At 75.3% G+C, this 4,494-nt stretch carries 4 protein-coding genes and 1 pseudogene; 1 reads left to right on the top strand and 4 read right to left on the bottom strand.

The genetic code is table 11. The features are described 5' to 3' along the window. Positions 1 to 1,172, top strand: a 1,172-nt coding sequence (locus tag ABZT49_RS31820) for an ATP-binding protein (protein WP_355292305.1), incomplete at its 5' end; no start/stop codon positions are given. On the opposite strand, the gene ABZT49_RS31825 is transcribed toward ABZT49_RS31820, so the two are convergent. From ABZT49_RS31825 to ABZT49_RS31840, 4 genes and pseudogenes are all read right to left on the bottom strand, one after another. Then, positions 1,138 to 1,614: a hypothetical protein gene (locus ABZT49_RS31825; protein ID WP_355292307.1), complete on the bottom strand. Its 477-nt coding sequence runs from the start codon at positions 1,612 to 1,614 to the stop codon at positions 1,138 to 1,140. The genes ABZT49_RS31820 and ABZT49_RS31825 overlap by 35 nt on opposite strands. 42 nt (positions 1,615 to 1,656) lie before the next feature. After that, positions 1,657 to 2,964, bottom strand: a complete 1,308-nt coding sequence (locus tag ABZT49_RS31830; RefSeq protein ID WP_355292309.1) for an NAD(P)/FAD-dependent oxidoreductase — start codon at positions 2,962 to 2,964, stop codon at positions 1,657 to 1,659. An 8-nt stretch (positions 2,965 to 2,972) separates the two neighbouring features. Then, a complete protein-coding gene (locus tag ABZT49_RS31835; protein WP_355292311.1) occupies positions 2,973 to 3,539 on the bottom strand; it encodes a hypothetical protein in 567 nt (188 codons plus the stop codon). Between the two features lie 3 nt (positions 3,540 to 3,542). Then, positions 3,543 to 4,494, bottom strand: a pseudogene (locus ABZT49_RS31840) (hypothetical protein); the annotation flags it as partial.

Consider the following 4,494-nt stretch of genomic DNA (forward strand, 5'->3'; position numbering starts at 1 on the left):
AGTCGCAGAAGATGGAGGCGGTGGGCCAGCTCACCGGCGGCCTCGCCCACGACTTCAACAACCTGCTCGCCGGCATCTCGGGCTCGCTGGAGCTGATCGAGACCCGCATCGGCCAGGGCCGCTCCAAGGACGTGGCGAAGTACATCGCCGCCGCGCAGGGCGCCGCGAAGCGCGCCGCGGCGCTGACCCACCGCCTCCTCGCCTTCTCGCGCCGCCAGACGCTGGCGCCCCGGGCCATCGACGCGAACCGGCTGGTGGACGGGATGCTCGACCTGATCCAGCGCACCGTCGGCCCGGCCATCGACGTGCGGCGCACCGGGGCGGACGACCTCTGGCCCGCCCTGGTCGACCCGTCGCAGCTCGAGAACTCCCTCCTGAACCTTTGCATCAACGCGCGGGACGCGATGCCGGAGGGCGGCCGGATCGTCATCGCGACGGAGAACCGCTGGATCGACCGCGCCCAGGCCGCGGCGCACGACATGCCGGAGGGGCAATACCTGGCGTTGTGCGTGTCCGATACCGGGACCGGCATGCCCCCGGAGGTCGTCGCCCGGGCCTTCGACCCGTTCTTCACGACGAAGCCGATGGGCGAGGGCACGGGTCTCGGCCTGTCGATGATCTACGGCTTCGCCAAGCAGTCGGGCGGGCAGGTGCGCATCGCCTCCGAGGTCGGCGCGGGCACGACCGTGTGCCTCTACCTGCCGCGGCACCGGGGCGAGGCGGATGCGGACGGGATCGACCCCGAGCGGCGCCCGATGGCGCAGGCCGGGGCGGGCGAGACCGTGCTGGTCGTGGACGACGAGCCGACCGTGCGGATGCTCGTGACCGACGTGCTGAGCGACCTCGGCTACACCGCCGTCGAGGCCGCGGACGGGGCCGGTGGCTTGAGGGTGCTCCAGTCGGACGCCCGCGTCGACCTCCTGGTGACCGATGTCGGCCTGCCCGGCGGCATGAACGGGCGCCAGATGGCGGACGCCGCCCGGGTCGCCCGGCCGGACCTGAAGGTCCTGTTCATCACCGGCTTCGCGGAGGCCGCCCTGTTCGGCAATGGTCCGCTCGAACCCGGCCTGGCGGTCCTGACCAAGCCCTTCGCGGTCGACGCCCTGGCGGCGCGCATCCGCGAGATGATCGCGCCATCTACTTCGCCCCCGCCGCCTCGCCCGCCGTCGTGAACGTCCCCTCGAAGCGACCGCGCTGGGTGTCGGCCGCGCAGGCGACGGTCGAGCGGTTCGGCCCCGCGGGCGGGAAGCGGCAGGAGCCGACGGTCATCAGGGTATCGCGGGTGATGCCGCCGTCGGTTCCCTTCACCGTCAGGATCACGGCGCTGACCGGCTGGAGGGCATCGACACCGACCTCCTCCTGGCGGTCCTGCGGCATGCCGGTGCCGCTGAAGCTTACCGTGGTGCCGTCGCTCGACGTGAAGTCGAACGAGGTGCGCCGGCCCTGGACCGTGTTGACGATGCTCTCGCCGCAGGTCGGGCTGACGTCCTTGCCGGCGACGACGAGCTTCTCGCAGGCGCCCTTGAGCACGTTGCGGGTGAGCGGCTGGGCGTGGGATTCGGCGGCGCAGGACAGGCCGAGGAGCAGCAGGAGGGTGAGGGCACGGGTCAGCATGGGAGGAATGTAGGGACGGCCGGCGGCAAACCCAATGTGGCTTTAGTGGAGAACGGCCACGATGGCGTCGGCCGCCCGCTCGCCTTCCGCGAAGGCGCCGCCCGCCGTGCCCCACTGCTCCCGCGACAGAGCCTCGCCGGCGAACCAGATCCGCTCAGCGACCGCCTCCTTGAGGAGGTCGCGAGCACCGGTATGGCCCGGCGGCACCACCGCCCAGGAGCCGCGCGACCACGGATCGTGGCGCCACTCGGTCACCGCCGGCACCGTGAGGTCGCGCAAGGAGCCGCGGCCGACCTGCTCGGCCAGGGTCTCGCGCACCAGCCGCCGCGCGCCGTCGGCCCCGGCGCGCGCCGCGTCGAGGCGCGCGGCCAGGGGCACGTCGAGCTCGAAATAGTGGAACGGCGTGCCGTCGACCCGGGTCAGCAGGCCCGGCGGCTGGAGCCGGCCGCCGATCAGGCTCGCCAGCCGGTCGCGGCCGCGGAACGGCGAGGACGGCCAGTGCAGCACCACGTGCTCGTAGATGCCGGTGCGGAACCCGTCGATCGCCGCGCGGACCGGGTCCGGCAGGTCGGGGGAGAAGCGGAGCGCCGGGGCCGGCTCCTGCATCACCATCATCGGCGCGGTGACGAGGGCGGCGCGGGCCTTGAGACCCCCGCGCGCCCCGAGATCGAGGCGCACCCCCTCCCCGGCCCAGTCGAGGGCGGTGACGGGGGTGGACAACGCCACCGGCAGCCCGGCGGCGAGGCGGGCGAGGTAGGCGCCGTAGCCGCCGGCGATGAAGAAGTTGTCGCCGTACTCCATGCTCGGGAAGTCGTGCAGGCTGATCTCGGAGAGCGGCCGGCCCGAGACGAGGCCGTGCACCAGGGCGACCCGCTGCCCCCAGGGGCCGAGGCCCGGCGGCAGGGCGTTCGCCGCGGGCCGGTCCTCGCCGTGAAGGCGCGCGCCGTCGGTCATCGCCCGGTCGGCGACGGCCCAGGCGCGGCCGAAGGCCAGTTCCTCCGCAGGCCGGCCCGGACGGCGGCCGACCCAGAGGTGGCTCTCCTGCGCGGCCCGGCGCAGCGGCTCACCCCGTTCGAGGCCGAGCGACACCAGGGGGTTGATCGGCCCGGCATGGAGCCAGTGGGCGCCGAGATCGACCGGGTGGCCGCGCAAAGCGGTGGTGATCGTGCGGCCGCCGAGCCGCGGGCGGGCTTCCAGCACCGCCACCGACAGGCCGCGGGCGAGGAGCCGGCGCGCTGCGCCGATCCCGGCGGCACCGGCGCCGATCACCACCACGTCCGGGTGGGCGGGCAGAGCCGCCAGGGGCGGGACGCCGGTGGGGCTCAGGTGCTCGTGGGCGGCGCGCGGCATCCGGATCTTCACCCCTTGTTCGCCTCGGTTCCCGCCGCCGCCGCGATCCCGTCGAGCCAGCGGGTCAGGCGCCCGTGGCTCGACGCCGGGACGGGGCAGCCGGCCTGGCTGCGAATGTAGAGCGCGAGGCTCGATCGGCCCTCCCCGCGGCCGACGATCTCGACCGTGACGGTGTCGGGGCAGCGAAGCACAGCGGTGCGGGCGACGTAGCGGTCCTGCTCGCCCCACCGGTCGGTGAAGACCAGCGCGGTGCGCGGCTCGCGCTCGGCCACATCCCGGACGATCTCGCGCAGACGGGCGCCCGCCACCGCGTAGACCGGCGGCACCGCGTCGGCCTGCGCCTTCGGGCAGATATCGGCCGCGCAGGCGAGGGCGTCGCCCCGGGAGCGCACGCGCCGCAGGGTCGCGAAATCGACCGGGCCGAGATCGGGGGGCCCGAGCAGGGCGAGCCACGCCTCCTCGATGCCGCCGGGCTCCTCGCCGCGGGCGACCATCACGGCCCCGGCGGCGAGGATCGCCAGAAGGAGGATCAGGAGGAAGGCAGCCAGGGAGAGCGCGGCGGCACGCCCGGTCACGGATCAGCCTCTCGCGGCGCCGGCCGCGAGGCGCCAGACTCGCAAGGGGGTGTCCGGCACCGGGATCGGCTCCAGCCCGGGCGGGATGATCTCGCCGCGCCCGATCCGGTCCGCGACGCTCGACACCGCCGGGTCGGCCGGGGTGGCGCAGGCCACGATGTAGTCCGCCCGCACCCGTGCGGCCACCGCCGCGAGGGCATCGGCATCGCGAAAAGCCTCGAGCGCGGCGACGAGTCCCGGCAGCGCCCGGTGGTAGGGCGCCGCCACGACGGCGTGGTGGCCGTGCAGGAGCAGGGCCGGCCCGAGATCGATCCGGGCGAGGATCAGCCCCGGCGGCAAGACGTCGAGGGCGGCGATCGCCTTGGCATCGCCGCAGGTCTGCCAGGCGGCGCGCTCCGCCTCCATCGCCTTGTCCGGCTCGGCGAGGGCCGGCAGGAGCGACGCGAGGAGGAGCCAGGCCTTGCCGCACAGGGCGAGGCTCAGGGCCAGGGCGGCGACCTGCCGGGGTGCGGTGGCCCCGGGCGCCCGCAGGAGCGCCACCGCCCGGTCGAGGAGCGGGCCGGCCACCAGGGGCACGAAGGCGGCGGCGACGTAGAGGCCGCGGACCTGCGGCACGCCGAGGGCGAGGCCGAGCCAGAGCGCGCCGGCGGTCGCCGCCATCAGGTGCCGCTGCCCGGCCTCGCGCCCGCGCCAGGCCCACAGGCTCGCCGCGACGGCGCCGATCAGCACCGGGAGGTAGCCGGCCAGCGCGAGATCGGGGGCGTGCCCGGCGAGGTGCCAGGCCGGGAGCATCTCCTGCACCCGCACCAGCCATTCCCGGCGCACGAGATCGGGCATGCCGGTGAACGGCCCGGCGGCGCAGGCCGGGAACAGGACGAGGAACCCGCCGGCCGCCGCGAGGCCGCAGGCAAGGACCAGCCCGAGCCGCCGCCCCACTCCCCACCCGCCCGGCAGG

The sequence above is a fragment of the Methylobacterium sp. EM32 genome, from assembly GCF_040593685.1.
Lineage (GTDB): Bacteria > Pseudomonadota > Alphaproteobacteria > Rhizobiales > Beijerinckiaceae > Methylobacterium.